Raw genomic sequence first — 23,718 nt, forward strand, 5'->3', positions numbered from 1 at the left:
ATCAGCCGAGCCCGAGCAGGGAAGCCGCGATCACCGGACGCAGCACTTCCGTGCCGCCGGCGGTCGAGGCGAAGAACAGGGCATCGCGGTGCGCACGCTCGACGAACCCGTCGGCGGCTGACCCGGCCCCGGACAACTGGGCGGCACCGGCGGCCACCGTGCGGACCGCCGAGGAGGTGAACAGCCGGACGGTGGCGGCCTCCTGCGGGGAGGGGGTGGCGGTGCCGTCGAACCGCTCGGCGGCACGGTGCAGCAGGCCGGCCGCGAGTTCGTTCTGGATGGCGATGTCGGCCAGCAGGAACCGGACCGACTGCGAGTGCGCGAGCGGGGCGCCGAACAGGTCGTGGTCGCGGGCGGCGGCCAGCGACTCGTCGGTCAGCGCCCGCATGATGCCGAGCCAGGTGGCGCTGGTGAAGACCCAGTCGAGACCGGCGAGCAGCGGCTCGGTCTGGGCGGCGGCCGCACCGACGGCGCCGACGACCGCATCCGCCGGTGCGCGGCACTCGTCGAGGACCAGCTTCCCCCAGCAGCAGCTGGACATGGCCGCGGGGCCGGCCTGCTCGACCCGCAGGCCGGGGGTGTCGCGGTCGAGCAGGAAGGCGGTGCGTGACCCGTCGCGGTGCTCGGCGACGACCAGGAAGTGGTGCGCCTGGGCGCCGAGGACGACCTGTTCGAGGCTGCCGGACAGCACCCAGCCGCTCGCGCCGTCACGGGCGGGCCGGGCAGCCACGGTGGACGCGAAGGCCCCGGCCCGGGTCTGCCGCAGCGACAACGCACCGAGCCACTCGCCCGCGGCGATGCGGGGCAGGTAACGCTCGTGCTGGGCGCTGGTCCCGAACGCCCGCAGCGGCACGGTGGTCAGAACGGCGTGCGTGGTGACGGCCAGGGCGAGACCTGGATCTCGGGAGCCTTCGCCCAGCGCGGCGAGGGCGGCGGCGGTCTGCACGCCGGTCAACCCGTCGCCGAAGACCGCGGTCAGGGCCTTGAAGAGGTTGTCGTCCCAGCTGCGACGACGGTCACGCTCGGTGGCGGTGGGGCGGGCGAGGTGACCGGCGAGATAACGGACCCGCTCGGTCAGCGCCGAGACCCCGTCGTCGCCTTCCCCGGAGGCTTTCGGAAACACGACTGCTCCCCTTTCCGTGCCTTCCGCACCGATCGGTGCGGAATCCGGCAACGGTATCCCGCGGATCCGGCCGCAATTCGGATACGTGACACAAGGCCATCTGGTCGGCAAGATTCGATACGGGCATCCACCGGTCTCGACAATGCTTTACGGTTCTTCACACGAGATCTCTTGCCGCATCCCCGGTGCCCACCCCAAGGTTGATCCCGGCGCTGAAAGACCGCCCGATACCGAGGGAGCCAATTGCAATGGAAAGAGCGATGAATCCCGGCGAGAGTCCGGGACCCGCGCCCCGGCTGTCCGATGCCACGTTGCGGGATTCCGCGCACATGGCCGGCGTCGAATTCGGCCCGCAGGACGCGGCGACCATCGCCGAGCTGCTGGTGCGGACCGGGATCGAACTGGTCGAGGTCGGCATGGTCTCCGGACCGAACAGCAAGGACGCGGACCTGATCCTGGCCACGCACGAGGCGATCGGCCCGGACCGCAGCATGACGCTGGTGGTGGTCCGCGACCGCCAGCAGGTCACGGCCGCACTGGACGAGGCGCAGCGGCTCGGCGTCCGGCACATCATGTACTCGATCCCCACCTCCGAGGAGCACGCTCAGCTCAAGCTCGGCTCGCCCAGCCCGCGGTTCGTCGAGGCGCTGGCGCGGTCCGCGATCAGCCAGGCCAAGGAGCGCGGCTTCCACGTCACCTTCAGCGGCGAGGACGGCGCCCGCACCCCGAAGAAGCGGCTGGTTCCCTACGTGACCTCGGGATTCGCCGCCGGTGCCGACCGGTTCCGGCTCGCCGAGACCGTTGCCTACCTGTCGCCGTGGCAGATGGAGTCGGTGATCGGCGACCTGACCGCGATCGACGGTTCGGAGATCGAGATCCATTCCCACAACATGCTGGGCATGGCGGTGGCCAACTCGCTCGCCGCGGTCCGGGCCGGCGCCCGGTGGATCTCCGCGACGGTCGGCGGCATCGGCGAGCGCGGCGGCAACGCTCCGCTGGCCGAGCTTCTGATGGCCCTGCGGGTGGTGCACGGCGACACCCGCTTCGACCTGACCCACCTGACCGAGCTCTCCCGGGTGGCGCTGCGCGGCGCCAGATTGGGGAAGGCATTCCAGTCCGGGCCGACCTCGCCGCAGGCCTTCGCCTATGAGCTGCCCGGCCAGCTCACCAATCCCGAGGCATACGAAACGCTGCCCGCCGAACTCGTCGGAAATGCCCGTGGCCTCTTGGTGCGGACCCGGCTCACGCCGGCACTGACCAGATGGGCGCTGCTGGACTCCGGCATCACCGTGGACGTCGACGCGTTCACCTCCTGGCTGATCCATCGGCAGGAAGAGAATGGCAGTCCGTTGCTCGACCGGGACGGAGTCCGTAAAGCCGCCGTCGATTTCCAGTCACTGTGAATACGTCGGAACAACACTTCGACGTCACCTATCAAGGGAGCGATCCGATGTCCACCGCCACTCTTTCCGGCACCTGCCCCGAGTGTGAGACCGAGCTGACCGTGCCGTCCGTCGTGCAGGGCGAGACCTTCTCCTGCCCGGAGTGCATGTTGACGCTGCGTGTCGAGGCCATCGTGGCCGACCGCCTGCAGCTGTCGATGGTCGAGGTGCAGCTACGCGACTGGGGCCAGTGAGATGGCCACCACCGTCGCGATCATCGCGGACCGCATCGCCTGGGAGGAACGGCGACTCGTCGAAGCCGCGCCGGGCCTGGGTCTGACGATGGAATGGATCAACGACGAATCGTTGTGCCTGGGGCATCCGGGCGCACCCGCGCTGGCCGGATACGACGCGCTGCTGCTGCGCAGCCGCAGCTACACCCGCGGCGGCCTGATCGCCACCCTGGCCGAGGAGTCCGGCTGCAGGACGATCAACACGGCCCGGGCGATCAACCTGTGTGAGAACAAGGCGGTGCTCCGGACGGCGCTGCGCGCCGCCGGGGTCCCGGTTCCGGAGTTCCGGCTGGTGCTGTCCCGTGCCGACTTCGCCAGGGCGCTCGCGGACTTCACGGTGCCCGTGGTGCTCAAGCCGGTCTACGGCGGGATGGGCAAGCGGGTCGCGCTGATCCGCGACGCCGACGCCGCGCACTCGGTCTACGACTACGTCGAGGATCTCGGACACGCCTTCGAGCAGGCGTGCCTGGTGGAGCCGTTCCTGGCCGGCGGCGCCTCGACGCGCTGCCTGGTGGTCGGCGACGAACTGGTGGGCGCGGCCGAGTTCACCAGCGGTGGGGACGACTGGCGCAACAACGCGGCGCTGGGCAACACCACCCGTCCCGCCGCAGACGTCCAGGAGGTGACCAAGGTCGTCGATGGTGTGCTGGACGTGCTCGGCCCCGGGATCTACGGGATCGACCTGTTCCACACCCCCGACGGATTCATCGTCAACGAGGTGAACCACGCTCCCGGCTTCCGGGCCGTGGCCGAGGCCACCGGCGTGGACGTCGCGGCCGCGATCGGCCGCCACCTGCGGGAGGTGCTGTCGTGATCCGGGCCGGCGTGGTGGGTGCCTCCGGACTGGCCGGCGGCGAACTGATCAGGCTGATCGTCCAGCACCCCGAACTGGAGCTCACCTTCCTGGGTGGCTCCTCGAACATCGGGCGACGCCCGGCGGAGCTGCACCCGGGGCTGCGCCGCGACCTGGGGCTGACCGTGCAACCGGTGACCGCGGAGGTCGCCGAGCAGGTCGACGTCCTGTTCCTGGCCACGCCCGCGCCGGTCTCGGCGGAGCTGGCCGAGCTGATGGCCGACCGGGTGCCGGCCGTGATCGACCTCAGTGGCGCGTTCCGGATCCGCACCCCGGACCTGCACGCGCGCTGGTACCCGAAGGTCCGCCGGCGGACCGAGCTGGCCGACCGGTTCGTGTACGGGGTGCCGGAGCTGGTCGCCGACCAACTGGCCGACGCCGCCCTGATCTCGCTCCCGGGCTGCTACGCCACGTCCATGACCCTGGCGCTGGCGCCGCTGACGATGGGGCTGGGACTCGACCTGAAGACCGTGGTAGTGGACGGCAAGAGTGGCTCCAGCGGCGGAGGCCTGTCGCTTCGCACCACGGACCTGCACCCGCTGCGCAACGGGGCCATCGCGCCCTACTCGCCGACCGGGCACCGGCACGCCGGCGAGGTCCGGGACTTCTTCGAGCGCAGCAAGCCCGGAGCGGTCGGCTCGCTGTCGATGTCGGCGTACGGCGTCTCGCACGTACGCGGCCTGATGACCAGCAGCTACGTGTTCACCGACGAGAAGACCAGCCAGCGCGATCTGCACCGGGCCTACGTCCGCTTCTACCGGGGCAAGCACTTCGTCCGGGTCCGCCGGCACGACGAGACCCTGATCCCGGTGCCGGACCCGCAGGCCGTGCTGGGCTCCAACTACTGCGACGTGACCGTCCTGTACGACGAGGAGAACAGCCGGATCGTCGTCCTCGCCGCCCTCGACAACCTGGTCAAGGGCGCCGCCGGGCAGGCCGTCCAGGCCGCGAACCTGAGGTTCTCGCTGCCGGAGGAGACCGGCCTGACGATGCAGCCGGTGATGCCCGCATGAGCCGCGACGTGCCGGTGCCCATCGTGGTCAAGCTGGGCGGCAGCTGTCTGGACGACCTGGCCGGAGCGTGGTGGGACGACCTGGCCGGGCACGCGGCGCAGCACCCCCTGGTGCTGGTGCACGGATGGTCCAAGCCGCTGTCGAGGTTCAGCGAGCGCTACCGGGATCCCTCGGCGTTCCTACGGGACCGCTACGGCAACCGGAGCCGGTGGACCACACCCGAGGTGATCGACGACATCAAGACCGTCAGCGCGGAGCTGGCGGACGACGTGACCGCCCGGCTGGCGGCGCGCGGCATCCCGGTCGAGCGGCTGCTGGGCAGCGACGGCCTGGTGCAGGCGGGACCGGGCGAGACCTGGTGGTGGCAGGGCAAACAACTGGTGGAGTTGGAGAACCTGGTCGGGCCGATCACCAAGGTGGACCCGGCCCGGCTGGGCACCCTCCGGCCCGGCTACGCCCACCTGGTGACTCCGCTCGCCCGCGACGGCGCGGACCGCGAGGTCAACACCGATGCCGACCGTGCCGCCGCGGCCATCGCCGGCGCGCTCGCGGCCACCGGCCTGGTGCTGGTCACCGATGTGGCGCACCTGCTCATCGAGGGCCGGCCGGTGACCCGGATCGACGCCGAGGCGGCTGCGGCCTTCCGGGACCGAGGCGCCACGGGCGGCATGCGCAAGAAGCTCCGCGCCGCCTGCGAGGCCCTGGAACAGGGCGTACGCGAGGTCGTTCTCGGCAGCGGCCCGGTCTCCGAGCTGCTGTCCGGCCGTACCGGCACCACCATCACCCGAGGCTGAGGAGCAAGCGACGTGGCGCAACCCCGTGTACTTGTCGTCAACAACGGCACACTGTCACTGCACCAACTCCGCCGCCGGTTCGAGGAACTCGGATCAGCGACCGACGTGGTCACCGCCGCCTCGGTGCCGGCGAAGCTGGACGGCCGCCACCAGGCGATCGTGCTGAGCGGGACCAAGGTCCGCGCCTACGACACGAACTACTACCGTCCGCTGATCGAGCTGGTGATGACCGCCGATGTCCCGGTCTTCGGGATCTGCGGCGGGATGCAGATCATCGCCGTCTCGCAGGGCGGCGAGCTGGCCGAGGGACCGCAGCGCGTCGGCGGCCACCAGGCCGAGGTCGACAAGGACGAGCCCCTCTTCACGTTCGTGAAGCCGACCGTCACGGTCTTCCACCGGCACACCCTCTACCTGCAGCAGGCTCCGCCGCGTTTCCGGTCGATCGGCCGCTCCGAGCACGCGCCGGTGGAGTTCCTGCGCTCCGACGACGGCCGGATCTTCGGGTCCCAGGCGCACCTGGAGTTCCGCGACGACGGACGGGAGATCCTGCGTGGCTTCGTCCAGCTCTACCAGTGAACCGCCCCGAATCGGCACGACTGCGAAAGGACAACGCCGATGAGCGATCGTGAGAACCCGACCGACCCCGCCTTCACCGTTCACCTCAACGGCTGCGGCGGCAGGATCAAGGGCTGGGTGGTCGTCGACTCCCTCTACGACGGCCTGGCGATGGGCGGCACGCGGATGACGCCGGGCGTCACCGAGGCCGAGGTCGCGGGGCTGGCCCGCGACATGACCCAGAAGTTCACCCTCGCCGGTCTGCCGATCGGTGGCGCGAAGGCCGGCATCGTCGCCGACGGCAGCGACCGCGACACGACCTTCCGCACCTTCGGCCGCACGGTCAAGCCGCTGCTGCACGGCGGCATCCACCTGGGCATCGACATGGGCGTGACCCCGGCCGACCGGGCCGTCTTCTTCGACGAGGCCGGCTACGACCCGAGGTTCCGGCTCGGTGCCCCGGACATGCCGATCGACTGGCGTACGTACTACGAACCGCTGATCGACTGCACCGGGCACGGCGTCGGGGTGGCCGCGGTGACCGCACTGCAGGCCAGCGGACGCGTGCAGGCGGCCCGGGTCGTCGTACAGGGCTTCGGTGCGGTGGGCCGTGCGGTGGCCCAGTTCCTCGAAGCCCGCGGACACCTCGTCGTCGGGGTCGCCGACATCGACGGCACGGTCAGCGCGGACCAGTTGCCGGTGGACGCCCTGATCGCCATCACCGACGAGTTCGGGCGCATCGACCGGAGTCGGTTGCCGGCCGGGATCACGGTGTCCAACGGCCCGGACGCCTGGCTGGACGTCGACGCCGACCTGCTGATCCTGGCCGCGCAGAAGCACGCGCTCAACGCCGACAACGTGCATCGACTGCGGGCGGCGCTGGTGGTCGAGGGCGGCAACCTGAGCTCCACCGCCGAGGCCAAGGAGAAGGCGCGGGCGGCGGGCGCCACCCTGGTGCCGGGCGTGATCGCCAACATCGGCGGGGCGGCCTCGGCTGCCCTGGCCGTCACCCGGGTCGTGCCCTTCGACCTGCCCGCCGAGGCGCGCAAGGCCTGGGTCTTCGACTGGGTCGGCGACCGGGTCCAGCTCAACACCCGCGCGCTGCTGGAGATCGCCGCGGCCGGTGCCGGCGATCCGCTGCCCGAGCTGCTCGCCGTCCGTAGCGCGGAGCGCCGGCGGTGACCGGCCCGACCGTCGACCGCGCGGAGTACCGGCGGCGCGGGTGGTGGCGGGACGGCACCTTCCTCGACGATCTGCGCCGGCAGGCCCGGGAACGGCCCCGCAAGCTCGCGGTCGCCGGACGCCGCCTCGGTGACGCCCGCACCGACACCCTGGACTACGCGGAACTCGCCAGGCTGACCGACCGGTTCGCTGGCGCGCTGCTGGAGCTGGGCGTACGACGCGGCGAGACGATCGCCGTGCAACTGCCCAACCGGTGGGAGATCGTGCCGCTGATGTACGCCTGCATGGCGGTCGGCGCGGTGATCTGTCCCATCGCCCCGGAGTGCCAGGGGGAGGAACTGCACCACCGGCTGTCGCTGACCGGAGCCAGGGTCTGCGTGACCGTCCCGGAGTGGGCGGGCCGACCCCTGGCCGCGGCGATCCACTCCATGCGGGACGGGCTGCCGCTGGAACACCTCGTGGTGGTCGGCGGCCCAGCTCCGCAGGGCTGCCTCGACTTCCACGACCACTTCGTGCGGACGCACTGGGAGGAGCGCCGGGCCGCCGAACTGCCGGGCCGCCAGCTGCGGCCGGACGAGCCCTTCGTCGTGCTGTTCACCAGCGGGACGACCGGCTTCTCCAAGGGCGTGGTGCACAGCCAAAACACGGTCCACTCGGGTGTCCGCGGGTATGTGGACGCCTTCCACCTGCGCGACGACCTGGTGGCTGTGGTCACCACGCCGCTGGTGCACTACTCGGGCCTCGGCCAGGGGGTGCTCGCCTCGGTGATGCTGGGCGCGACCGCGGTGTTCCAGGACGGCCCGGACCGCGACGGCCTGCTGGACCTGGTGGAGCGGTACCGGGCCACCCTGCTGTACGGCCCCCCGCCCACCCTGACCGGGGTGGCGCGGGCCCAGCGGACCGATCCCCACGACGTCTCGAGCCTGCAGCACACGGTCACCGGCGCGGCACCGGTGCTGCAGGAGTTGGTGGACGAGATGCGGGACACGTTCGGCTCGCGCACCTACTCGGTGTGGGGCATGTCGGAGTTCGGTCCGATCACGATCAGCCGCCTCGACTACGACGAGAACTGGGCGGCACACAGCCACGGCCGGCCGATCGACGCCATGCAGATCCGCATCGACCAGTGCCACGACCCGGCCGAGCGGGCTGCGGTGGGCCGGCTGCGCGTACGCGGCGCCTCCCGGGCGCTCGGTTACCTGGGGCAGCAGGACGCGTTCGACTCGCAGCTGACCTCGGACGGCTGGTTCGACACCGGAGACGTGGCCCGGGAGGACGGGCGCGGCGGCATCCGGATCCTCGGGCGGGCCGCGGACGTGATCCTGCGCGACGGGGACGTGGTGCCGATGGCCGAGCTCGAGGCGGTCATCTCGTTGCATCCCAGGGTCACCGAGGCGGCTCTTGTCGGTCCGACCGGCCAGTCGGACGATCCGATTCTCGCGGTCGTCGTGCCGCGCGGCGGTGCCCGGCCGGCGCTGCGGGACATCCAGGCGCACCTGCGCGCGGCGGGCCAGGATCCCCGGTTTCAGCCGGAACGGCTGGAAGTGGTGGACGCCCTGCCCAAGACGCTGACCGGGAAGGTGCGCAAGGCCGAGCTGCGAAAACTGTACGCGGGAACGTCATGACCGCGCCCGTGCCGGTGGCCATGTCGGCGACCCTGGCCGCCGACGAGGAGTTCGCCCGCCGTCGGCTGGCCGGTGAGCGCGTGCTGTTCCTGGCGACCGGGGAGATCGGCCTGCCGGTGCTGCCGGAGCTGGGCGAACAACTGGCCCGGGCGGCGCACCGCAACGCGTACGGTCCGGTGGCCGGCACCGCGCAGCTGCGGGAGGCGGCCGCGGGGTACTGGGGCCGGCGGGGTCTGGCCACCGACGCGGCGGACGTGGTCTGCGGGCCGGGCAGCAAGCCGCTGCTGTTCGCGCTGCTCATGGCAGTCGGCGGGGACGTGGTCGTGCCCGTGCCGAGCTGGGTGAGCTACGCCGCGCACGCGCGGCTGGCGGGGTTGCGGCCCATCCCGGTGCCGATCCGGCCCGGGCAGGGCGGCGTGCCCGATCCGGCAGGACTACGCGCACAGGTGCTCGAGGCCCGGGCCCACGGCCGCAACCCCCGGGCCGTGATCGTTACCCTGCCGGACAATCCGACGGGGACGATCGCCGGTCCGGAAACCGTCCGCGAGCTGGCACAGGTGGCCAGGGAGCTCGACCTGGTGGTGATCTCCGACGAGATCTACGGCGATCTCGTGTTCACCGCGGGCCACCGGGCGGTCTCCCCGGCGTGGTTCGCGCCGGAGCGCACGGTGGTGACCACCGGGCTCACCAAGAACCTGGCGGTGGGCGGCTGGCGGCTGGGCGTTGCCCGGCTGCCGGCCGGCGCCGCGGGCAGCGCCCTGCGTGCCCGGCTGGTGAGCATCGCCAGCCAGATCTGGTCGAGCGCGGCGGCGCCGGTGCAGGCCGCAGCCGCCTACGCGTTGGCCGAGCCGCCGGAGGTGCTCGACCGGGTGGCCGCCTCGCGCCGGCTGCACGAACGGGTGGCCCGCAAGGTGGCCGAAGTGTTCGTCGCAGCCGGTGCCGAACTGGCCCCGGTGCAGGCCACCTGCTATCTCTACCCCGACTTCGAGCCGTTGCGGCACGGGCTGTCGCGCGTCCACGGCGTCAACGGTGCTGACGACCTGGCCAGGTTGCTCAGCACGCGGTACGGCGTGGCGCTGTTACCCGGGACCGCCTTCGGCGAGGGCGGCCGGTCGTTGCGGATCCGGGCGGCGACCAGCCGGCTGTATGGCGAATCCGATGCCGAACGCTCGGCCGCGCTGGCCGCCCGGGATCCCCTCGCACTGCCCTGGATCAAAGCGGCCGTCGATCGCGCCACGGAGGTCCTCACCGATCTGACCGCACCGATCCGTTCCGCCCGTTGAGCTCAAGGAGGCTCTGCATGTCCATTCTGTTCGAGTGTGAGTACCGGGGGCAGCGCTACGCGGGAGTCGGCCTGCCGGCGCCCGGCGTGCCGATCCCGCTGCACCCGGTATCCGACGCGCAGTTGCGTGAGGCCGTCCTGGCCGACGGTGGCCCGCAGGCGCTGCTGCGGTCGGTGACCTCCAGCGCCGCCACGATCACCGTCCCCGCCGACGATCCGGAGCTGCACTACCTGCCGCCGCTGCTGCCGGGCACCTCCGGCGACTCGCTGATCACCGGGTTCATGGGAACCCACCGGTCCAAGTTCCCCGAACCGCCGGCGCCGGACGAGGAGTTCCGGGCACCGAACTGGCTGATCAAGGGCAACGGATCGTGGCTGGAGACCAACGGCCGTCCGCTGACGGTGCCGGCCTCGGCGGTGGCGCTGCTGGAGGAACCCGAGGTCGCCCTCGTCTTCGTCAACGGCCAGGACGGCACTCCGCACTATGCCGGTTACACCTTCGCCAACGACCTCAACGACATCGGGCTGCACCTGCAGAATCCCTGGGGTTGGACGCCGTACGCCAAGCTGTGCGACACCTCGATGACACCGTGGCTGTTCCTCGGCGCACCGCCGCAGGCGGTCGCCGGGCAGATCATCATCGAACGCGACGGCGTCGCGGCCTGGAAGGGTGACTTCACCTGCGGTGCGGATGCCATCTTCCAGCGCGTCACGGACATGGTGGACCACCTGTTCGCCTTCCCCGGACTCCGCCGTCCGGGGCTGGTGAACTACCTGCTGCTGGGCTCGGACAAGGCCAGCTACCACGCGGGCTTCCGCATCGCCGACGGCGACCGGATCACCTTCGACCTGACCAGCCACGGCGTGGTGCTGTCGAACGAGGTCCGTTACGCTCCCGTGCCCGACACGACGGCCTCGGCCGGCTTCGCCGGCTGGGAGCAGCCGGCCTGCTGAGTCACCTGGACCGTCTCGAGACGGATCGCTTCGAGATAGTTGGAGATGGCGTCCCGGTTGCGCTCCAGGCAACGGATGCGCTCGGTCATCCGGTCCCGCTCTCTCTCCAACAGCGCGATGGTGTCGCTGGTGGCCGCCGAGATCCGGATGGTCCGGGGAGTGTCCGTGCACGGCAGGACCTCCCGGATCACCCGGACCGGCAGCCCGGCGTCCAGCAGCCCCCGGATCTGGATCACCTTGTCCACGCAGGACTCCGCATAGTCCCGGTAGCCGTTGGCGCAGCGGGTGGAGCCAATCAGGCCCTGCTCCTCGTAGTACCGCAGCAGCCGCCGGGAGGTCCCGGTGCGGTCTGCCAGAGACCCGATCCGCATATGGCGCACCTCACTTCAATCGCCCTTGACCATCACATCTATGAGAAGGTTTGAGCATATCGGCATGACGACTTCCCGGACTGTCACCTCGAAACCTATAGCCGCCCCAGCGGCCGGGAACAAACTGCCCTGGTCGCCTCTTCTGGCCCTGAGCACCGCAGCCTTCATGGGCATCCTCACCGAGGCGCTGCCTGCGGGCGTGCTGCCGGAGATGGCCCGCGACCTGTCCGTCAGCGAGTCGGCGGCCGGTCAGATGCTGACCATCTACGCCATCGCGACCGGGGTCTCGGCGATCCCGCTGATCGCGGCGACCTCGGCGTGGGGACGCAAGCAGCTGCTGCTGGTGGCCGTCGCCACCTTCGCGATCGCCAACGTCGTCACCGCAACGTCCTCCAGCTACACCCTGATCATGGCGTTCCGCCTGCTGGCCGGCATCGCCGCAGCGGCGGTCTGGGCCGAGCTGGTGGGATACGCGCGCCGGCTGGCGCCGGCGCACCTGCAGGGCAGGGCCATCTCCGTCACCATGGCCGGCGTGCCGCTGGCCCTGGCGCTGGGCATTCCAGTAGGCACGTTCCTCGGCGGGCTCTTCGGCTGGCGCCTCACCTTCGGGCTGGTGGCCGCGATCTCCGGCCTGCTGTTGTTCTGGATCGGGCTCTCGGTCCCCGCCGCGCCCGGTCAGAAGGCCGGGCAGCGGGAACCGATCCTGCAGGCGCTGAGGCTGCCCGGCGTGGTGGCGGTGCTGTTCACCGTCGCCGCCTACGTGCTGGCCCACAACGTCCTCTACACCTACATCTCCACCTTCCTCGACGAGTACGACATGGGCGGGCGGCGTGACGTCGTCCTGCTGGTGTTCGGCATCGCGTCCGTGGTGAGCATCCTGGTCACCGGCGCCCTGGTCGACCGCAAGCTGCGCACGCTCACCATCGGCTCCGCGGCGCTGTTCGTCATCGCCGCGGTGCTGTTGGCGGTCGCCGCCCGCAGCGACCTCGTGGTCTTCGCGTCGATGATCCTGTGGGGCCTGGGCTGGGGTGGCGTGACCACCCTGTTGCAGACCGCCGTCACGGATGCCGGCGGTGATCGGGGTCAGGCACTGCTGGTGACCACCTGGAACTCGTTCATGGCCGGTGGCGGCGCTGTCGGTGGCATCCTGCTTGCCGTCCTGGGGCCGACCTCGTTCCCCTTCGGCGTGCTGGCTCTGATGATTCCGGTGTTGCTGGTCGTCGTCGTGGCCCGGCGGCATGCCTTCCCGGCTCAACGCCCGAACCTGCACTGAGGCGATCGGCAGCCATGGCCGGGCACGGGCTGTGGACGCGCTGGAGTCCCCGCGCGGCAGGACCGTGCCCGGTCAGCTGGGCGAACAGCCGTGCTCAGCCACGACCGATGCGGTAGCCGACGCCCCGCACCGTGATGATCCAGGACCGGGCCCCGAGCTTGGCGCGCAGGCTCCGGACATGGGTGTCGATCGTGCGGCTGGCATCGGCCCAACTCGTTCCCCAGACACTCGCCATCAGTTGCTTGCGGGACAACACCTCGTCCGGATGGGAGGCCAGCTTGTGCAGCAGTTCGAACTCTCTGCCGGTGAGCTTCACCGGCTGGCCCCGCAACCGGGCCTCGTGGCTCTGTCCGTCGAGACTGAGCGAGCCCAGGCTGATGACGCGGTCGCACTGGCGACACGGCAGCGAGCGACGCAGGACTGCCTCGATCCGGGCCAGCATCTCCCGCGGGCCGCAGTCGGCGTCCAGGCAGTCGTCGGCGCCGGCGTTGAGGGCCAGAATCCGGTCGGTCTCGGTGTCACCCGACGACACCGTGATGATGGGTTTGCTGCCGGTGGCCCTGATCGACCGGCAGACCTCGATCCCGTCGATATCCGGCAGGTCGAGGTCCAGCAGGACGAAATCCGATATTCGATGCGCCTGCATGGCTTTGGCGCCGGAGTCGACACTGCTGACCACATATCCCTGCCGGCGCAGATCCTGTCGCCGCGCCTCGGCTTGGACCGCCCGCCCTTCGACGACCAGAACGCGCACTGTTCCCCGTGTCACGACACCCCTCTCTATACCCGTCGTAACTGATCATCACAAGTGATCGCCAAAGCAATAGAATGATAGTGGCGATCATTCTGCCGGTCAACGACTGTCGTGAGTGGACAGTGGAAGCTGTTCGAGGGCTTTCGGCTCCGGCGTTGGGTTCGCCGCTATTGTCATCCGGGTCGGTATCGTGGCGATGGCGCGCAGATAAGTCCAAAGGGGTCGATATGCCTGTTCGTCGGTGGTTGCGACTCGGAAAGGCGATCCGCGATAGGTCGCGCTAATGGGTCAGGTGCGGCTGGTCGAGAGGCAAGTGCGACATAGACGTCAATGATCGTCAAAATGGCCGGAGGTGGCGCGGACCGGTGGCGTGGAGCTCGGTGGTGGAGGGTCCTCCCTGTCGGATCGTGCTACGCAACGTGACATCCTCTGGTGGGGCGGACGGCGTCGATCAGCCTGTGTGTTGGTGGCGTCGGCGGGCCGGTTGAGGTGGGGCGCCGGGGTAGCTCGGGGCTTTTGTTCGTCCAGGCGAAGCAAATTCGGGTTTTTTGCGGCCTTCTGGTGACCTCTAGAGGGTCCGTAGGCGGGCGTGGGCAATCGTGGAGCCGTGACTGTTCCGCGGTGGGTTGCGGGGGTCGGCGGGCGAGTCTGCCCAGTGGGTGGCGACAATATGTAGCCGGCCGCTGCCGCCCGGGCGGCGTGGTTCGGCTCGTCGTATCTGCTGGGGTCGTCGCTGGCCGCAGGTTCCCAACTGGCTTGGCGCCGAGAAGTTGTTGTGCGTTATATGTGCGGACGCTGCCATTCGACTGCGGACGGTAGCCATTGGGCGGCAGTTGAAGGGTCGGCGGTGAGGTGTCAGTCCGCCCGTCCAGGCGGTTCGACGATGATGTCGAGCGCGTGAACGCCTGGCACGACGCGGTCAACCGACTCTGGACCGGGCGGGGACGCGAAAGGATGTCGGACGGCGCGTTCCTCGACCCGACCACGCTATCGACACCCTACGTCACCTGACCCGCAGAGCATGGATTTCCATCAATGGGAAAGCCACTGTCGCCGGCGGCGGACCTATTGGATACCGGTCGAGCATTCGTGGCTACAGGGAGTTGTAAGGGTTGTTGACGGTCGCGTGGAGAGGGTCGAAAGAGATTGGGCGCACGGCGTTCTCATCGTATTCTCACGAAGCTTCCTGATCATGGTTTGCCGGCCAAGGTGAGGAAGCCTCCGCCGCGGCATCGGAGAAGTGGGCTGGCGAGTAAATAGGCGCGTTTCGCGGCGCTGCGGTGCCAGATCCGTCAGGCCGAGGCCGGCGGGTGATCCGCCGCCGACGGCCACCGCCCTCCGGGACGGGAGGTGGCCTTCGGCGCGCGTGCTACCGGTGGCGACCGAGGCCCGCCAGGGCCCGGGCCAGCCGGCGTACGCCCTCGTCGAGCTGCGCCGCGCCGGCGGCGGCGTAGGTCAGGCGCAGGAACGCGGCCGGCGGCTCGGCGGCGTGCCAGGGCTGCCCGGGGAAGACGACGACCTGTTCGGCGGCCGCGGCGGCGACCAGGTCGGCCTCGCCGACGTGGTCGGGCAGCCGGACCCACAGGTGCAGGCCGCCGCGCGGCACGGCATCGGGCCGCAGGTCGGGCGCGTGCCGGCGCAGCGCCGACAGCAGCGCGTCGCGGCGCTCCCGCAGGGCGGACCGCACGGCGCGGCGGTGCCGGGCCCAGGCCGGCGAGGTGACGAACTCCAGGGCGGCGTGTTGCAGGGGGCCGGCGACGAAGAAGTCGTCGAGGAGGCGGGCGGAGCGCAGCCGCGCCCCGGCCGGTCCACGGGCGCCGAGCGCGGCCACCCGCAGCCCCGGCGCGACCGACTTGGTCAGCGAGCGCAGGTACACGACGTGGCCGTCGACGTCGTCCGTCGCCAGCGGCGGCGGCGGATCGCCGTCGATGCCCAGGTCCCGGGCGTAGTCGTCCTCGAGCAGGAACGCGCCCGCGTCCCGCACGGCGGCCAGCACGGCGGCGCGCCGGTCGGAGCGCAGGACGCCGCCGTGCGGGTTGGCGTACAGCGGCTGGCAGTAGAACAGCCGCGCGCCGGTGCGCCGCAGGGCCGTGGCCAGCAGGTCCGGCCGTACGCCGTCGGCGTCGGCCGGGACGGGCACCACCTGCCGCCCGGCCGCCCGGGCCGCCGCGAGCACGCCGAGATAGGTCGGGGACTCCACCAGCACGGCCTCACCCGGGGCGGTGAGCGCCCGGATCGCGGTGGAGAGCGCGGCCTGCCCGCCCGGGCAGACGGTCATGTCGTCGGCGTGCCACACCCCGCCGCACTCCCGCGCGAACCAGGCCCGCAGCTCCGCGCTGCCGGCCACGGGCCCCCGGTGCCACGCCTCGGGGCGGCGCGCGGCCCGGTTGAGGGCCGCGCCCAGCGCCGCGATGGGTTGCAGCGCGGGGTCGAGATATCCGCCCGACAGCGGGACCGCCCCGGGCGGCGGGACGGCGAGCAACGCCTGCATCGCCTCCTCGCCCGCCGGCCGGGCCCCGAGCGCGACGGCCTGCCAGGACAGGTCCGGTGCGACCGGCGGGCCGCCGGGCGGGTCGACGACGAAGACGCCGCGGCCGGGGACGGCCTCCACCAGCCCCTCGGCCACCAGTCGGCGGGTCGCCCGCGCGACGGTCGCCGGTGACGCGCGGTGCCGGGCGGTCAGCTCCCGCACGGACGGCAGCCGGGTGCCCGCGCCGGCGGCGATCACCCGACGCAGATCTTGGATCACGCGATCGACAGCGTTATCGTCATTCATGAGAGATGAGAGTAACACTTCCCGCCGTGGTGCGATAACGGGTAGCGCGCTGGGCGCGGTGGGCGTGCTGGCCTTCAGCATGTCCCTGCCCGCCACCCGCGTCGCCGTCGGCGACCTCGACCCGTGGGTGGTGGCCTTCGGGCGCGCCGTCGGCGCCGCCGGCCTGGCCGCGCTCTACCTGTGGGCCCGGCGGGTGCCCTGGCCGTCCGCCGGGCAGTGCCGAAGGCTGCTGGTCGTCGCCGCCGGGGTCGTGGTGGGCTTCCCCCTGTTCACCTCGCTGGCGCTGACCGCCAGCACGGCCGCCCACGGCGCGGTGGTGATCGCGGTCCTGCCGGGCCTCACGGCGGTCTTCGCCGTGCTGCGCGCCCGGGAACGCCCCCCGACGTTGTTCTGGGTCGCCAGCGGTGCGGGCGTCGTCGCGGTGCTGATCTTCACGACGGTCGGCTCGGGCGCGTCCGCCGCCCCGGCGATCGCGGACCTGTTCCTGCTCGCGGCCGTCGTCCTCTGCGCGCTCGGCTACGCGGAGGGCGGCGCGCTGGCGCGGGAGCTCGGCGGGGCGAACACCATCTGCTGGGCGCTCGTGCTGTCGGCGCCCGCCACGGTCGCCATCACCGCCGTCGCCGCCGTGCGTACCCCGCCGCACGCGGGGCCCGTCGCGTGGCTCGGGTTCGCCTACCTCACCGCCGTGTCGATGTTCCTCGGCTTCTTCGCCTGGTACGCGGGCCTGGCCCGGGGCGGCGTCGCCCGGGTCGGCCAGCTCCAGCTCGCCCAGCCCCTGCTCACCCTGGGCTGGTCGGCCCTCCTGCTCGGCGAGGGCGTCACGCCCGCCGCCGTCGCCGCCGCGCTGCTGGTCCTGCTCTGCGTCGCCCTCACCCAGCGCATCCGCGCCGCGCGGGTCGTTCCCCTCGCGGGCGAGAACCGGGGGCCGTCGCACGTGCCGACGGCCCCCGGCCCCGATCCCCGCCGATCAGCGGCGCAGCGCTAGCCGGCGTACGTCTCGAACTCGGCGACCCGCGGCGTGCCGTTCGCGCCGGTGATCTCCAGGTTGATCTTCTTGAGCGAGGTCGGGCTGAAGGACGCGACGCCCACCCCGTTGCTCCCCGAGGCGAGCACGGCGCCGGTGTCGTTGTTGACCAGTCGCCAGGAGCGGATGACGCCGGTGGCGCCGGAGGCCTCGCGGATGTTCACCGAGCCGACCCGGACGGCGGCGTCCCACTTGACCGAGATCCGGCCGGTGGAGCCGGAGGGCGACCAGAAGGTGCTCAGGTTGCCGTCCAGCACGTTGCCGTAGCTGCTGCCGTCGGCCTTGCTGGAGCCGTCGGCGCCGGCCCCGAGGCTGAGGTTCGTGCCGCCCGGGTTGGTCGGGCCCGGCGTCGGGGTGGTCGGCCCGGGGGTCGGGTTGGTCGGCGCGGGCGTGGTCGGTGCCGGGGTCTGCGGCGTGCAGCTGCCGTCGGACACCTGCAGGCCCTTGTTGGCGCCGGCCGTCTGGCGCACCAGGTTGGGCACGCAGCTGGCCCCGTCGAGGCGGTAGGAGTAGGGGATGCTGACGGTGGTGGTGGAGGTCGGGTTCGGCCCCGCCGGGTAGTTCTCGTTGCCGGGGCTGGACCAGGTCACGTTGTCGAAGATGTTGCCGGCGACCTGCCAGGTGCCGCGTTCGTTGGTGTAGAAGGTGCCCAGGACGTCCTTGGAGTCCTTGAAGTAGTTGTTCTCCACCTTGGCCTTGGCGCCGGCCCGCGAGTTGATGCCGGACTCGCGCAGGTTCACGTAGGAGTTGTTGTACATGTGTGCCGTGGCGCCGCGCAGCAGCGGCGCGCGTGAGTCGAGGTTCTCGTACAGGTTGTGGTGGAACGTGATGTAGTTGTTCCCCAGGTCGCTCTCGCTGGAGCCGACCAGGCCGCCCCGGCCCGAGTTGCGCAGGATGCTGTAGGACAGCGTCACGTACTGCACGTTGTCCTTCATGTCGAACAGGCCGTCGAAGCCCTCCGCCTCACCGCCGGAGGCCTCCAGGGTGACGTGGTCGACCCAGACGTTGCGGACGGTGCTCTCCATGCCGATGGCGTCGCCACCGTTGGAGGTGGGCGAGCCCGACTTCTTGACGTTCCGGACGGTCACGTTCTGGATGATGATGTTGCTGGAGTCGCGGATGTGGATGCCGAGCTGGTCGAAGACCGCCCCGCTGCCGACGCCGACGATCGTGACGTTGCTGATCTGCTTGAGCTCGATCAGGCCGGCGTTGGTGTTGCAGCTGTTGCCCGACACCTTGGCGGTGTTGCCGTGGTTGATGGTCCCCTCGACCTGGATGATGATCGGGGTGCTGCTGCTGGCCCGGGTGCACAGCGCCGTGTGGATCGCGGTCCCGGTGGTGGCGCGCACCGTCTGCCCGCCCGCGCCGCCGGTGGTCCCGCCGTTCTGGGTCGCGTAGCCGGTCACGCCGCCGGTCGCCGCCGACGCCTGGGGCGTCGGCAGTGCCACGCAGATCGCGGCCCCGATGACCGTCGCGGCCACCGCCGCGTGGAGTCGCAGTGGGACTGGTCGTCTCATCCTTGCCTCGCCTTCGATGTGTTCCTGGAGGTGGTACGCCCGGCGACTGCCGGAGGCGACGAGGAGGCCCCCGCCCTGGGACGTGGTCTACGGGAGCCCGTCGCCGTCGACATGTCGACGGGCGGCGTGCTGCGTCTTCGTCATGGCGTCCACCCTCGTTCCGGTGCGTCGGCGTCCGGTACGGGACCCGCCCGCGACGGACCGGTGGAGGTGGCAACATGCGCAGGAGATCGCACCGGACCGCGGCGATGATCGCCGCCGACCGACCGGACCCGCGTCGCCTGGAAAGCGCTTTCCGACACCGAGAATAGGGATCGGTGAATGGGTATGGCAAGGACGTGTCCGCTTTGCGCGGTAAAGCCCTCGGTGCGCGCCGCCACCACAACGCCTGTCGTCGAACGTGGACACGTCGTGTCACCGGGCGACCACGACCGGCCAAGATCGCGTCGGGGTCGGCCCGGTAGGGTGGGGGGATGCTCGATGCGCCTCCGCCGGTGGCCGGCGGGGGGTCGTCGTCCAGAGGGGGCGGCGCGTCCGGCGGCGGGTCGTCGTCCGGTGGGGGCGGCGCGTCCGGCGGGCGTCCGGCGGCGGGACGGGGCGCGGCGGGGTTGGCCGGGCGGTGCGCACGGGTCACCCGGTCCCGGCCCTTCGAGATCGCCATCGTCGTGCTCATCCTGGCCAACGGGGCGGTGCTCGGCGTCGAGACGTACCCGCACCTGGGGTCGGCGCGGCCGGTGCTGCGCGGCCTGGAGTGGGCCTTCCGGCTCGCCTTCGTCGCCGAGATCGGCGTGCGGGTGCTGGCCTACGGCCGTCGGCCGCAGGACTTCTTCCGCCACGGCTGGAACGTCTTCGACTTCCTGGTGACCGCTGCGATCTTCGTGCCCGGCCTGCACGGTGACTCCGCGTTGCTGCGCGTCGTCCGGGTCGCCCGGATGCTGCGGCTGGTGCGCTTCTCGCCGGGCCTGCGCACGATCGTGGCGGCGTTGTGGCGCAGCCTGCCGGGCGTCGCCGGCTTCCTCGCGCTCGCCGGCGTGACGCTCTACGTGTACGGCATGGCCGGCTGGCTGATCTTCGGCCGTTCCCAGCCGGAGGAGTACGGCGACATCGGACGGTCGCTGCTGACCCTGTTCGTGCTGCTGTCGCTGGAGACCCTGCCCGACCTCGTGGCGCAGGGCATGGCCCTGTCGCCGTGGACGCTGGTCTACTACGTCAGCTACGTGATGATCACCGTCAACCTGCTGCTCAACATCCTGATCGCGGTCATCGTCAACTCCATGGAGGAGGCCCGCCGGCTGGAGATGACCGAGCGGCTGGCCCCGGACTACGACGCCGACGGCGACGGCGTGCCCGACGAGGTGGACCGGATCGCGCTCACCCAGCGGCTCGACGACCTGCGGGCCGTCATCGCCGAACTGGAGCGGGAGCTGCGCATCGACCGCGACGACAGGGCGTAGGACCCTTGGGGCCGGCGGGCGACGACGCGGCGGCGCGCGCCGGCCGGTGGGTCGACGCGCGCCGCCGCCGGGAGCGTCACTGCTGGATCGGCTGCCCGTCGTTGCCGCAGATGTAGCCGTCGACGATGCAGGTCTTCACCCGCCGGGCGAGCTCCGCCTCGTCCCAGGCGTTGAAGAAGTCGCCGTGGAACGTGTAGCCGGGGGCGGTGGTCACGTTGGCCCCGTTGCGGATGCCGGCCAGGCTGAGCCCGGTGCCCCGCACGTCGTACGTGATGAGGAACTCCAGCCGGGGCACGGGCACCGGGTGGCTGGCCGGGCAGGTGCCGCCCACGCCGCCCAGGCCGAACGCCATGTGGCTCTTGTGGTCGGGGCTGTCCAGGTTCTTCCCGTCCCAGCAGGTCGGGAAGTCCAGGTACGTCTCCAGCTTGGACCCGGCCGGGCAGACCGGGAAGTCGCCGCTGGCGGCCGGGATGCCGACGCAGTTCCACCGGGCGGCGGGGTTCTCGCCCGCGCTGGTGGCAAGCGGGTTGCCCACCACGATCCGCAGGCCCTGGGGGTGGGGCTTGACGTTCGCCCGGTCGGTGAGGCCCTGGTAGTAGATCCGGACGCTCTGCGGCTTCTGCGCCACGCCGTTCTGGTAGAGCGTCGGCACCCAGTACGCGGACTTGTCGGCCACCGGGTTGCAGGTCGTCCCGCCGGCCCGCAGCGAGGCCAGGTCGGTGTACGCGTTGGTCGTGGTGTTGCCGAAGAACTCGTGCGTGTGCGAGGCGCCCGGGCGGCCCCACATGACGATCGGGTCGTCGTTGGCCCGGCCCTTGCTCGGGCAGTCGGCCCGGAACTCGGAGCCGCGCACCGGCGCGAGCTGGAGTTCCAGGGCGGCGGCCTCCTGCTCGGGGCTGAGCGCGTACGCGTGACCGGCGTGGCTGCCGGCGGCGGCCGGACCGCCGGTCGCCGCCCGCGCGTCGACGGCGTCCCGGTCGGCCAGCACCCCGCCCGCGACCAGGGTCAGCAGCGCCACGGTCAGCGCGCCGACGCGGCGCAGGGGCGGGCGGGGGATCGGGCCGGCGTCTCGGCGCCCTCGGATGAACCGCATGCTTCCTCCTCGCCCGGCGCACCGGGCACCGGCCCGGGATCGCCGGGCCGTAGACGGGACGGATGGGAGAGCGCTCTCTGCGTCATTGATAACCGAACGCAGTTATGCCTGTCAATCTGAGTGACGACGCGGCAGGTCCACTCCGGACGGTCGGGTCCCGGGGCGGCCCGGCGGGCGGGCGGGGCGGGACGGCCGGCGACCGCGCAGGTCAGAGGGCATAGACCCGCGTGGGTTCACCGCGTCGAGATCAACTCGACACGCCGGCGACACGGCCCGGTCCGACAGTGGGCGCATCATCTCCCACCCCAGGAGGAGTACCCCTTGGCGCCAACCCCACCGACCGACGCCGAACTGGACGTCCTCATCCGCGCCCGGCTCGCGTCCCTCGGCATCGACCTCGACCAGCTCCCGCCCGGCACCACCGCCGACCCCCAGACCGGTTCCCCCGGCCGCGACACCGTGCTGGCGTCCCTGCGGTCCTTCGTCCGTGGCACCGTCGGCACGCTCGCCGCGTACCAGCTGCCCGCCCCGGCCGGCACCGGCCCCGTCGTCGCCATGGCGCTGTCCCAGCAGCCCGCGCCGATGCTCTACCCCTCGATCAGCACGGAATGGCGGAAGTGATGACCGCAGCCCCCGTCGACCGTGGCGTCGACCGCCGAGCCTTCCTCGCCCGCACCGCCGCCCTGGCCGCCGCGTCGGCGGTCGGCGGCGCCGTCGGGCTGCCCGCCGTGGCCTCGGCGGCCGGTCCGGCCCGAACACCCCTGCTCACGGCCGCGAAGTGGAACCCGGCGCTGGACGTGCCCAACGCCTACGTCAAGCCCCGCCCGGAGGCCGTGGCCGACCCCACCGAACTCACCGTCGCCGAGGCGGCCTGGCTGATCCGCGCCGGCAAGCTGACCCCCGCCAAGCTGGTCGAGGCGTACCTGGCCCGCATCTCCACGTACGACGGCACGTACCAGGCGTTCAACCTGGTGCTCGCCGAGGCGGCGGCCAAGGCGGCGGCCGCCCTGGCGAAGAAGCCCCGGCGCGGCGCCCTGCACGGCATCCCGCTGGCGATCAAGGACAACTACTACACCGCCGGGGTGCCCACCACCGCCAACTCCTACCTGTTCGCCGACTTCCGGCCGCCGTACGACGCCACGGCCGTGTCCCGGCTGCTCGCCGGCGGGGCGATCGTGCTCGGCAAGACCCAGATGGGGCCGCTGGCCACCACCCGGGCCACCACCCCCAGCGGGGTGGTCACCACCGTCAACGCGTGGACCCCGACCGACAGTCGCACCGACCCCGGCGGCTCGTCCACCGGCACCGCCACCGCCGTCGCCGGGCGGCTCGCCGCCTCCGGCACCGGCACCCAGACCGGCGGCTCGATCACCGCGCCGTCCAACGCGCAGAACCTCACCGGCCTCAAGCCGACGATGGGCCGCGTCTCGCTGCACGGCATCATCCCGCTCAGCTACACCCGCGACCACCCCGGCCCGCTGGCCCGCGACGCCAAGGACGCGGCCATCATGCTCACCGCGATGGCCGGCGAGGACCCCGCCGACCCGCGCACGCAGGGCCTGCCCGGGGTGCCGAAGCTGATCGACGCGGCCACCCCGGCGTACTCCGGCGGCAAGCTGAAGCTGCGCTGGAAGACCCGCATCGGCGTGCTGCCGGGCTTCACCGCCGGCACCACCGAGACGGCGGCGGCGCGGGCCGCGTACCTGGCGAAGCTCGCCGCGATCCCCGGCGCGACCGTGGTGGACGTGCCGCTGCCCGACGAGTGGGACCTGCTCACCGGCGGCGCGTTCAACAACGTCCGGCTGCCCGAGCGCAGCGAGCCGTTCATGCCGTACCTGCGCACCGACCTGCGCGGTTTCGGCGTGTCTGTGACGGGCTGGCTGCAGGGCGCGCTGCTGGGCGCCGACGAGTTCATCACCGGCCAGCGGGCCAAGCTGCTGCTCATGGAGCGGGTGCTCGACCAGCTCTTCGCCTCCTGCGACGTGGTGGTGCAGACCAGCCCGGTGCCGTTCGACATCCTCGGCCTGCCGGAGATCGCCTTCCCGATCGGGTTCACCGCCGCGGGCGTGCCGATCGGCACCATCCTCGGCGGCCTGCCGTACGGCGAGGACCGGCTGTTGTCGGTGGCGGCGGCGTACCAGGCGGTCACCGACTGGCACCGGCGGCGTCCCGCCGACCCGCCGGCGGCCCCGCCCGCCCCGGCCGCCGCGGCGCGCGGCCTGGCGTCGCCCGTGGCCCCCGCCGCCCTGCGGCTGACCGCCGAGGAGGTCGCCGAGCTGGCCCAGTGAACCCCGTCGTCGCCGGCCCGCCGACCGGGTACGCCACCAGGACTGTCTCTTATACACAACTGACGCTGCCGACGAAGTATACTGTGTAGATCTCGGTGGTCGCCGTCTCAGT

At 71.7% G+C, this 23,718-nt stretch carries 21 protein-coding genes; 15 read left to right on the top strand and 6 right to left on the bottom strand.

Features of this window, described 5'->3' with window-relative positions; all coding sequences use genetic code 11:
• Position 1 precedes the first annotated feature (1 nt).
• Entirely contained in the window at positions 2-1,123 is a 1,122-nt protein-coding gene (locus tag LPA42_RS29365; RefSeq protein ID WP_144082645.1) for an acyl-CoA dehydrogenase family protein, read from the bottom strand.
• A gap of 260 nt (positions 1,124-1,383) precedes the next feature.
• Here LPA42_RS29365 and LPA42_RS29370 point away from each other — a divergent pair, with 260 nt between their 5' ends.
• From LPA42_RS29370 to LPA42_RS29415, 10 genes are read left to right on the top strand one after another with little or no spacing between them, the layout of a single operon-like run.
• Positions 1,384-2,526 (top strand): isopropylmalate synthase, encoded by a 1,143-nt coding sequence (locus tag LPA42_RS29370; protein ID WP_077937659.1) that lies wholly within the window; start codon positions 1,384-1,386, stop codon positions 2,524-2,526.
• Positions 2,527-2,573: 47 nt separating this feature from the next.
• Positions 2,574-2,759 carry a lysine biosynthesis protein LysW gene (locus tag LPA42_RS29375; RefSeq protein ID WP_077937674.1) on the top strand — a complete coding sequence of 62 codons (186 nt, stop codon included), beginning with the start codon at positions 2,574-2,576 and terminating at the stop codon, positions 2,757-2,759.
• A 1-nt stretch (position 2,760) separates the two neighbouring features.
• A complete protein-coding gene (locus tag LPA42_RS29380) occupies positions 2,761-3,612 on the top strand; it encodes a RimK family alpha-L-glutamate ligase (protein ID WP_077937660.1) in 852 nt (283 codons plus the stop codon).
• Positions 3,609-4,664: an N-acetyl-gamma-glutamyl-phosphate reductase gene (gene argC / locus LPA42_RS29385; RefSeq protein ID WP_077937661.1), complete on the top strand. Its 1,056-nt coding sequence runs from the start codon at positions 3,609-3,611 to the stop codon at positions 4,662-4,664. The genes LPA42_RS29380 and argC overlap by 4 nt, the downstream gene beginning before the upstream one ends.
• Positions 4,661-5,458 carry an acetylglutamate kinase gene (locus tag LPA42_RS29390; protein WP_077937662.1) on the top strand — a complete coding sequence of 266 codons (798 nt, stop codon included), beginning with the start codon at positions 4,661-4,663 and terminating at the stop codon, positions 5,456-5,458. Before argC ends, LPA42_RS29390 begins: the two co-directional genes overlap by 4 nt.
• 12 nt (positions 5,459-5,470) lie before the next feature.
• Complete coding sequence (locus LPA42_RS29395) at positions 5,471-6,034, top strand: type 1 glutamine amidotransferase (RefSeq protein WP_077937663.1); 564 nt, start codon at positions 5,471-5,473, stop codon at positions 6,032-6,034.
• A 39-nt stretch (positions 6,035-6,073) separates the two neighbouring features.
• Positions 6,074-7,195 (top strand): Glu/Leu/Phe/Val dehydrogenase dimerization domain-containing protein, encoded by a 1,122-nt coding sequence (locus LPA42_RS29400; protein WP_077937664.1) that lies wholly within the window; start codon positions 6,074-6,076, stop codon positions 7,193-7,195.
• Positions 7,192-8,820 carry an AMP-binding protein gene (locus LPA42_RS29405; protein ID WP_077937665.1) on the top strand — a complete coding sequence of 543 codons (1,629 nt, stop codon included), beginning with the start codon at positions 7,192-7,194 and terminating at the stop codon, positions 8,818-8,820. Before LPA42_RS29400 ends, LPA42_RS29405 begins: the two co-directional genes overlap by 4 nt.
• The gene (locus LPA42_RS29410; protein WP_077937666.1) at positions 8,817-10,103 is read left to right on the top strand and encodes a pyridoxal phosphate-dependent aminotransferase; all 1,287 of its coding nucleotides are present in this window, start codon (positions 8,817-8,819) and stop codon (positions 10,101-10,103) included. Before LPA42_RS29405 ends, LPA42_RS29410 begins: the two co-directional genes overlap by 4 nt.
• A gap of 17 nt (positions 10,104-10,120) precedes the next feature.
• Positions 10,121-11,056, top strand: a complete 936-nt coding sequence (locus LPA42_RS29415) for a fumarylacetoacetate (FAA) hydrolase (RefSeq protein ID WP_077937667.1) — start codon at positions 10,121-10,123, stop codon at positions 11,054-11,056.
• Here LPA42_RS29415 and LPA42_RS29420 read toward each other — a convergent pair.
• The gene (locus LPA42_RS29420; protein ID WP_077937668.1) at positions 10,990-11,427 is read right to left on the bottom strand and encodes a MerR family transcriptional regulator; all 438 of its coding nucleotides are present in this window, start codon (positions 11,425-11,427) and stop codon (positions 10,990-10,992) included. The genes LPA42_RS29415 and LPA42_RS29420 overlap by 67 nt on opposite strands.
• Positions 11,428-11,491: 64 nt before the next feature.
• Between LPA42_RS29420 and LPA42_RS29425 the strand changes: the two genes are divergently transcribed.
• Positions 11,492-12,700 (top strand): MFS transporter, encoded by a 1,209-nt coding sequence (locus tag LPA42_RS29425; protein WP_077937669.1) that lies wholly within the window; start codon positions 11,492-11,494, stop codon positions 12,698-12,700.
• A gap of 94 nt (positions 12,701-12,794) precedes the next feature.
• Here the strand turns inward: LPA42_RS29425 and LPA42_RS29430 are convergent, their stop codons facing one another.
• Entirely contained in the window at positions 12,795-13,454 is a 660-nt protein-coding gene (locus tag LPA42_RS29430) for a response regulator transcription factor (protein WP_228987010.1), read from the bottom strand.
• Positions 13,455-14,823: 1,369 nt separating this feature from the next.
• Positions 14,824-16,203 (bottom strand): PLP-dependent aminotransferase family protein, encoded by a 1,380-nt coding sequence (locus LPA42_RS29435; protein WP_228987011.1) that lies wholly within the window; start codon positions 16,201-16,203, stop codon positions 14,824-14,826.
• Positions 16,204-16,228: 25 nt separating this feature from the next.
• On the opposite strand from LPA42_RS29435, the gene LPA42_RS29440 reads away from it, so the two are divergent.
• Positions 16,229-17,215, top strand: a complete 987-nt coding sequence (locus tag LPA42_RS29440) for a DMT family transporter (RefSeq protein ID WP_096761643.1) — start codon at positions 16,229-16,231, stop codon at positions 17,213-17,215.
• Here LPA42_RS29440 and LPA42_RS29445 read toward each other — a convergent pair.
• Positions 17,212-18,771 (bottom strand): polysaccharide lyase family 1 protein, encoded by a 1,560-nt coding sequence (locus LPA42_RS29445; protein ID WP_077937672.1) that lies wholly within the window; start codon positions 18,769-18,771, stop codon positions 17,212-17,214. The two genes, LPA42_RS29440 and LPA42_RS29445, sit on opposite strands and share 4 nt — an antisense overlap.
• Before the next feature lie 473 nt (positions 18,772-19,244).
• Here LPA42_RS29445 and LPA42_RS29450 point away from each other — a divergent pair, with 473 nt between their 5' ends.
• A complete protein-coding gene (locus tag LPA42_RS29450) occupies positions 19,245-20,225 on the top strand; it encodes an ion transporter (protein ID WP_228987012.1) in 981 nt (326 codons plus the stop codon).
• A 76-nt stretch (positions 20,226-20,301) separates the two neighbouring features.
• Here the strand turns inward: LPA42_RS29450 and LPA42_RS29455 are convergent, their stop codons facing one another.
• Positions 20,302-21,318, bottom strand: coding sequence for a DUF1996 domain-containing protein (locus LPA42_RS29455; protein WP_077937676.1), 1,017 nt, complete (start codon positions 21,316-21,318; stop codon positions 20,302-20,304).
• Positions 21,319-21,639: 321 nt separating this feature from the next.
• Here LPA42_RS29455 and LPA42_RS29460 point away from each other — a divergent pair, with 321 nt between their 5' ends.
• Both LPA42_RS29460 and LPA42_RS29465 read left to right on the top strand, forming a co-directional pair.
• On the top strand, positions 21,640-21,939 hold the full coding sequence (locus LPA42_RS29460) for a hypothetical protein (protein ID WP_077937677.1): 300 nt from the start codon (positions 21,640-21,642) through the stop codon (positions 21,937-21,939).
• Positions 21,939-23,606, top strand: coding sequence for an amidase (locus tag LPA42_RS29465; RefSeq protein ID WP_228987013.1), 1,668 nt, complete (start codon positions 21,939-21,941; stop codon positions 23,604-23,606). The genes LPA42_RS29460 and LPA42_RS29465 overlap by 1 nt, the downstream gene beginning before the upstream one ends.
• Positions 23,607-23,718 lie beyond the last annotated feature (112 nt).

Source organism: Micromonospora sp. DH13 (assembly GCF_020873825.1).
Classification (GTDB): domain Bacteria; phylum Actinomycetota; class Actinomycetes; order Mycobacteriales; family Micromonosporaceae; genus Micromonospora; species Micromonospora haikouensis.